General features: G+C 71.6%; 4 protein-coding genes. All 4 read right to left on the bottom strand.

Annotation, left to right across the window (positions count from 1 at the left end; all coding sequences use genetic code 11):
- Positions 1–28: 28 nt before the first annotated feature.
- Genes FMM06_RS16625 through FMM06_RS16610 form a run of 4 tightly spaced genes read right to left on the bottom strand, consistent with a single transcriptional unit; the run spans position 29 to position 6,886 of the window.
- On the bottom strand, positions 29–943 hold the full coding sequence (locus FMM06_RS16625) for a hypothetical protein (RefSeq protein WP_144335418.1): 915 nt from the start codon (positions 941–943) through the stop codon (positions 29–31).
- Positions 940–1,845 (bottom strand): S1 family serine peptidase, encoded by a 906-nt coding sequence (locus tag FMM06_RS16620; RefSeq protein WP_185965237.1) that lies wholly within the window; start codon positions 1,843–1,845, stop codon positions 940–942. The genes FMM06_RS16625 and FMM06_RS16620 overlap by 4 nt, the downstream gene beginning before the upstream one ends.
- Positions 1,842–3,719, bottom strand: coding sequence for a caspase family protein (locus FMM06_RS16615; protein ID WP_144335416.1), 1,878 nt, complete (start codon positions 3,717–3,719; stop codon positions 1,842–1,844). Before FMM06_RS16615 ends, FMM06_RS16620 begins: the two co-directional genes overlap by 4 nt.
- A complete protein-coding gene (locus tag FMM06_RS16610) occupies positions 3,716–6,886 on the bottom strand; it encodes a caspase family protein (protein WP_144335415.1) in 3,171 nt (1,056 codons plus the stop codon). Before FMM06_RS16610 ends, FMM06_RS16615 begins: the two co-directional genes overlap by 4 nt.
- Positions 6,887–6,888: the final 2 nt, after the last annotated feature.

Below are 6,888 nucleotides of genomic sequence, written 5' to 3'. Positions count from 1 at the left end.
GCCCCTCCCTGAAGAAGGGAGGGGGGAATTACCGCGCGGCGCGCACCGCCTCGACCTGCGCGAACAGCGTCTCCGCGACCTTGTCGGCGGTCACCCGCGTGACGGGCTGCGCCTGCACGTCGGCGCCGCACAGCGGGTGCAGCGTCAGCGAGCCCTTCGCCGGGAACGGGATCGCCACCAGCCAGTCGGGATCGGCGACCCGCACGGTCACGGTCACGATGGTTTTTGTTTCGCCGTACTTCAGTTCGAGCCGCAGCGGCCGGCAGATCGAGGTCAGCAGCGCGTTGTGGACGCGCCCGCGGTCGGCGCGCGCGAGGAACCCCGCCTGCCCCGGCGGCCGGTCGGTGAAGCGCGCCTCCATCGTCCAGCCGGGATTGTCCGGCAGTGGCTGCGCCTTCCCCAGCGCCTTCTTGGCATCGGCGAGATCGATGATCAGCGGCAGCTGGAGTTCGACGCCGTCGTCCTCGTCGGCCGAGCGCATGCCGCCCAGCTTCGCGGCACCGGTGACGATGGTGCCGACCGCGGTGATCGCCTCCAGCGTGTGATCCTTGGCCTCGACAGTCAGCACCTTGAGGCGCAGCGAATCGGGCCAGTAGGTCGGCGAGATCTCGGTCGAGATCAGGGGGCGGCTGCGCGGGGCCAGCGCCAGCAATTCGCCGTCGAAGGCGATCGGCACCGCCACCGCCGCGATCGCGGGCTCGCAGCCGGTCTCGTCGCAAGCCGGCGTGGCGCGCGCCAGCGACAGCTTGTCGCCGAGCGCCTCGCCGGTGCCGATGGCGATCGTCGTGTCGGTCAGCGCATAGGGTACCCAGTTGTCGGCGCGCGCCGCGTCGGCGAGGCCGTGATAGTCGACGCGCGGGGTCAGCGCGCAACCCGACAGCAGCGCCACGCCTGCCGCCGCCGCGACGACCGCCGCACCACCCAGCCATGCGAAGCGCGTCATACCCGTCCCTCCGGTCCCAGCTTGGCGCGCTCGATCCAGTCGAGATGCGCGGCGACATTGGTGTAGATGCCCGGGGAGCCCCCGCCGCAGACGTTCTTCGGCCCCCAGCTGACCAGCCCCACCAGATACCATCTGCGCCGCGGCCCCTGCCACGTCAGCGGGCCGCCGCTGTCGCCTTGGCAGCTGTCGGTGGGCTTTTCCGGATCGCTGGGCCCGGCGCAGAGATGCTGATCGGGGTCGAGCGCGCGGCTGGTGCCGGTGATGGCGCACGACGCGGTCGGGATCAGCTGCAGCCTCGCCGCCATCAGCACGCCCGGGACCGATTTGTTGTCGTTGACCGCCTGGTAGCCCCAGCCGGTGACTGTCACGAGCGCATTCGCGGGCAGCACCGTCGCGGCACTCGGCAGCGCGATCGGCTCCGGCGGCTCGGCAACCGGGATCTCGGGGCCGATGGCCTCGACGCGCAGGAGGGCAATATCGTGCGGCGGTGGACCGCCCGGGCGATAGCCCTTATGGATCATGATTCGCACGATGCGATACGTGCGCATGCCCTCCGATTTGCTGATGTCGAGCGAACCGGCGCGGATGATGTAGTCAGCCTTTAGATCGAGGCCGGTCTCGGGCTCCGCGCAGTGCGCCGCGGTGAGTACCCAGCCGGGCGCGATCCAGGCGCCGCCGCAGACGTGCCGACGCTGCCATTCGGGCCGCTCCCTGTCGACCGGAAGTTTTTTCAAGGCGGCGATGCGGTGCAGCTCGACCTGCCAGCGCGCGCTCCCCGGCAAGGCAGGGACGCCACCGACGATGCGCCCGTTCGACTCCTCGGGCGGCGGCGTCGGCGGGGGGGGCGGTGTCGGTGCGGCGGCGGTCAGCATGACGAACCCGGCGAGCAGCAGGCGTTTCATCTGGTCTCCTTCGCAACGCGCCGGACGGTCAATACGGTCGCGCCCCATGTCCCGACGCGCGCGATGTCGCGGCTCGACGCCCCGCGCCGTGCCGCGCGAAGCAGGCGTTCGAGGTCGTTGCGCGGCGGTGTGGCCACGTCGCGCACCGCCGCCTGCTCGAGGCTGGCGAGATCGACCGGCTCGTCGGCCATGATGACGATGATATTGTCGCGCCCGACGCCGGCGGTGCGCAGGCGCGGCACGGCGCGGATCCCGCCGGGCTTCAGCGCCGGGTCGCGCGCGCCTGCGGGCGGCATCAGGGTCAGGATGCCCTTGTCGCCATCGACATAGAAAGCATACGGGTACAACGGCTTGTCGGATTTGTTGATGATCTCGACATACACCGGTGTGCCGGCCGGGATCAGGGGCTCGTCGCCCTCCTTCGGCAGGTCGGGACAGTTCGCAGTATCGGCGCAGGCGCGCAGCAGCGTCACGTCGGCGAGCGCCGCGCCGCGGTCGTTGTGCAGGGCCAGCAGCGCATCGGCATTGGCGACCTTGCGCAGCAGTTCGCGCAGCCGCGCATCGAAGTTCGGATCGGCGCGCGGGATCGCGCTGCCCACCGGGGTGCCGTCGATGGCCTTGAGCTCGGCGACGTCGGCCTTGACGCCGAGCACGTAGCGCGGGTCGCGGTCGGTGACGACGATCAGGTCGAGGTCCTTGAGCCGCGCCGCCAAACTGCCGTCGCCGTCGATGCGCAGCCGCACGGCATCGTCGCCGTAGGCATGGACCAGCTCCAGCGCACGCCTCGCCCCGGGCGGCGGTGCCACGGCCAGTATCGCGCGCGATGGCTCGACCGATTCGACGCGTCCCGTCGCCAGCGGCGGCCCGCCCGCCTGCGTCGCAGCGTCGCTGGCGTAGAGGCCGTAGGTCGACCCGCGCGTCACGCCTGCCAGCGTGCCGCCGCTGATCACCACCGCGGTCCCCAGCGGCTCGGCGTCGAACACGCGCCGCGGCGGCGGCGGCAGCCCCAGGAACGGGGTCGTCAGCGCGCCCTCGGCCTGGGGGTTCTGCGTCGTGCCGAACATCTTGCGGCGCACCTCCGCGATGATGTCGCCATAGGTCCGGGCGGGTCGCCCCGGGCCGGGGATCGCGTCGACCAGCGCGCGCGTGAAATTGCCGTTCCACTTGCCGTCGGCGTCAGGGGTTTCGCTCGCCACCTCTAGGTCGCGCGAGGCCGCGAGGTGGACGCGGTACGCCGCTACCGGTCCTGCGGACGGCGCAGCGGGCGGTGCGATACGGATCCGGGTCGCAGGGCGCGGCATCGTCGCCGGACCGGCGCGCCGCGCGTTGGCAGGTCGCAGGTCGCGCGTCGCGGTGCCTGAACTACAGCTGTCGAACATCGTCACGAAATTGACCCCGCGGTCCTCCGCGATATCGATCAGGTCTTTCAGTTCGCTGTCGAATATGTCGACGATCCCCGACCCGCGCCCGTCGTACGGCACGATCGTGCCATGGTAACCGTATGCCTGTTCCTGCATGCCGTCGTTGGCTTTCGCGCCGTGGCCGGAGTAGAAGAACAGCAGCGTGTCCCCCGCCGCACTCGCAGCGATGCGCTTCACCAGCGCGTCGAGGATCGCGGCGCGTGTCGCGCAAGCGTCGGTCAGCGTGATCGACACCGCATTCTCCGACCGGCACCCGGCGCCGGGCGTATCGAGGCCGAGCTTGTAGCGCTCCTCCAGCGTCGCCTTGATCAGCACGACGTCATTGACCGACCCCTGCAGCGGCTTCAGGTCGGGCCCGGTATTGGCATAGGCGTTGATCCCGACGAACACGCCGCGCACCGCGCCCTGCGCCGGGGCGGCGAGCAGCAGCGCAAGGGCAAGGACCAGCTTCATCGCGCCGCGCTCCGCAGGACGAGGGCACCCGGCGTGCCCGTGAAATCGAACAGCGACGGCTGCTGCACCCGCGTCACGCTGGCATCGGCATCGTCGAACCAGACGACCCCGCGCGCGCGCGGCGCGGCGGCCGGGGCGCCGCTCAGCTTAAGCCGTCCCTCGCGCAGCTCGCGCGCCAGCCCCGGCATGCGCGCGACGCCGTAGTCGAGCCATTCGCCCAGCGTCACCCGCCCGTCGCCACTGGTGTCGGCCTTGCCGCGCAGCCCCTCGTCGAGCGCATAGCTCAGCAGCCCGTGGCCCAGCTGCCCGTCCTCGACCGCGACATCGTCGGCCTGCGTCGCGGCGAGGATCCGGATGCCCTTGTCGAACGCCAGCTGGCCGAGCCCCGGATCGCCCATCGGCCCGGGCTTGAAGCCCCCCGCATCGACGCTCGCGGCCGAGTGGCAGGCATCGATCACCATCGCGATCTCGCCGGCGTCGAGCTGGCGCAGCCACGCGGTCAGTTCGACCGAGGAGATCAGCGACCCCGCCACCGGTTCTCCGCTCGCGCGGTCGGGCACCGCGTCCGACGGCAGCAGGTGGAACTGCCCGGCCAGCGTCGTGCCGTGGCCCGAGAAGCTGATGATCACGCTGTCGTCGGGCCCGACAGGCTTCAGCGCCGCGATGTCGACGCCGGCGTCGGCGAGTTCGAACATGTTGTCGTCGATCGCCTGGCCGCCCAGCGCCAGCAGGACGCTGCGGATGTTGCGCTTCGTCGCGCGGTCGCCCTTGCCGTCGCTGACCAGCCGCACCACCGACACGTCGGCATCGCCGATCGCCCCCAGCGCGCCCGCGAGGCCGTTGGCGTCGTTCGCGGCATAGTTCAGCCGCCACTCCGGATTGTGTGTCGCATCGACCCCGATCGCCACCACCACGACCCGCCGCCGAGGCAGCACCGACGGCGGCGGCACGGTCAGCGTGGAGCGCGCCGTCTCGCCCTTCACCCGGTCCTCGTTGAAGGCGTAGGCGGTGAACTCGACCTTGCCGCCCCGCCGCGGCAGCGCGACGTCATAGCTCAGCTGCACCGTGTCGCCGTCGCGGCTGACGCGTGTCGCGGTGCGCCACTGCGCGACCGACTTGCCCTCGTCGCGCGCGATGCCGAGGTCGGGGGTCTGGCGCACCAGCTTGCCGTCGCGGAACAGCCGCACGTCGTGGATGCCCGACCGCCCCCGCCCGTTCGGCGCACGCGGGTCCAGGCCCTCGGTCACCGCGACCGTCACCGTCGCGCGGTCGCCGTTGCGGACGACGCCGGTGATCCGCGTCTCGGGCAGCGTGCGGTTGAGCGCCGCGAGGTCGGGCACCGCCCCCAGCCCGGGCGTGCAGCGCGGCCGCGCGCAGTCCATCACCTTGCGGACCAGCCCGGGCTCGTACAGGTCGCGCATGAAGGTCTGCGCCGCCAGGCTCTGCCACGGCGCGTCGGGCATCAGCCAGCGCAGCGCCTTGGCATCGGCCCCCAGGTTGGTGTCGTAGCGCCCGTCCGGCGTCATTGCGAAGAACCGCTCGCGGCTGAAGAAATAGCTGGTGACGAGGATCCGGTCGGTCTGCAGGTCCCAGATCCGCAGGCCCCCGCTCGCCGACACCGCCCAGAACAGCCCGCCCGCCAGGAACCCGCCCGCGACGGCGTTGCGGTGGTCGAGCCCGGGCAGGCGCTTGCCCGTCACCAGGTCGAGGCGCGTGACATCGGTCCCGATGACGCTCGACGTGATGATCGTCCGGTCGTCGGTGACGAGCAGGTGCGGCAGCACGCTGATCGCGCCGTATTGCTGCACGGGCGGCGCCTCGCCGTTCGGCAGCCTGGCGCCGATGCGCCGCCGGAACAGCTGACCGTTCGCGCCGATCAGCAGCGACTTGCCGCCTTCGGCAAAGACCAGCCGCGAGAACACCCCGCCGCCCATCGGGATCGCATCGAGGTCGAGCCCCTTGTTGAGGTCGATCACCGCGACACCCAGCGTCCCGTCGGTGAAGCTCGTGGCGATCGCGACCCGCTCGCCCTTGCGGTCGGCGGCGATCAGGTCGATCGCGGTGCCCTTGCCCAGGTCGGTCCCGTTGCTCCAGCGGCCGGCGGCGTCGGTCACCCACAGCTTGCGGTCGGCCTTGACGGTGCGGCAGTTCGCCAGGCCGCCGCCGATGAACCCGCCGTCGATCGCGGTGACATAGCAGCGCGGCGCCAAGGTCTGCACGTCGCGCCGCGTCACCATGTCGACCACCAGCGTCGGCGCCGGGATCACCGCCGACGCCGGATCGGCGGGGTCGCGCCCGTCGTCGTCGTCGTTCGCGAACAGCACCAGCCGCCGGCCATCGAGCCATTGCACCCGCCCGTACGCGCCGCGCCGGACCAGCGTCGGCAGGCTGCGCCCGGTCGCCGAATCGACGAGCAGGACGCGCGTTTCGATTCGGTCGGAGCCATCGACGGCGGCGGTCGCGCTGTCGATCAGCGCCAGCGTCGTGCCGTCGGGCGACAGGTCGGCGTGGGTGATGATCAGCGGCGGATCGGTGTCGAAGGTCCGCACCTCGCCGCCGCCGGCGATCATCATGCCGTCGATGTTGCGCTTGATGCTCCACTTGCCGTCGTGCGAGCGCGGCAGCACGGGCAGCGCGGCGACCGCCTTCGCGTCGGCCGCGTCCCCGCCGTCCTCCTCGTAGAACTGCGTCAGCGCCTCGGTGCGGCGTACCCACGGCCCCAGATAGGCCTCGCGCGTCGCCGGCGCCTTCGAGCCCGCGACCGTCTCGACCGGTAGCGGCGTGACCCGCCTGCCGCGCAGGTCGACCTGCCACTTCTGCCGCCGCTCGGGGAGCAGTTCGCCGGTCGCGAAGCGCCGCCCGGTGACCAGCGCCGTCGCGTCGCCCGGCGCCACCTCGACGCGGTCGATCACCACGAAGTCGTTGCCGATGTCGGCGGGCATGGTCAGCACGAAGCGATCAACGATGACGCGCCGCGCGACGTCCCAGACCGTCACCTCGCCCTCGTAGCCGCTGACCGTCACGATGAAGTCGTCGCGCGACGTCCACGCCGCGACGTCGATGTAATTGTTCGCCTGCATGACGATCTTGGGCAGCAGCGGCGCAGCGACGGCGGTGCCCCACGCGAACAGCGCGGCGATCGTCAGCAAGGCGCGTCGCAGCAGCACGT

This window comes from Glacieibacterium frigidum, from assembly GCF_007097155.1.
Taxonomy (GTDB): Bacteria; Pseudomonadota; Alphaproteobacteria; order Sphingomonadales; family Sphingomonadaceae; genus Glacieibacterium; species Glacieibacterium frigidum.
The sequence above is the reverse complement of the archived record's forward strand: the minus strand, read 5'-3'. Positions and strand labels throughout refer to the sequence as shown.